The sequence below is a fragment of the Pseudomonas sp. SIMBA_067 genome (genome assembly GCF_046534675.1).
In the GTDB taxonomy this organism is placed as follows: domain Bacteria; phylum Pseudomonadota; class Gammaproteobacteria; order Pseudomonadales; family Pseudomonadaceae; genus Aquipseudomonas; species Aquipseudomonas putida.
In genome coordinates this window covers 1-263 of record NZ_JAWRYH010000631.1, presented here as the reverse complement: position 1 = coordinate 263, position 263 = coordinate 1, and the positions used below count along the sequence as shown (strand labels likewise).

The window sequence follows — 263 nt, the reverse complement described above, 5'->3', positions numbered from 1 at the left end:
CAATGGACGATGCAGGATCCGGAAAATTCCTTGGTCCCGACGCCGAGAATCCGGGCTACTTCAAATGGACTCCGCGCGTGTCCATGGGATTCGATCTTGTCAAGCAATGGGAAGAGACCGCGAATGAAAAGAAGAAAGCTGCCTTTGCGTTCAACCATCTGTGGGTCATGGCACAGCATGAACAGGGCGAAGTGTTGCAAGGGTTGATCTATAACGATAAGGCCTTTATCAGCAAGCTCAAATTCCAAAGAACCATGGACGAG

General features: G+C 50.2%; 1 protein-coding gene. It reads left to right on the top strand.

The window, feature by feature from the left end; genetic code table 11:
• Positions 1-263 (top strand): DUF2515 family protein (locus tag SB765_RS30630; protein ID WP_410932618.1); only part of this gene is annotated, 263 nt, incomplete at both ends.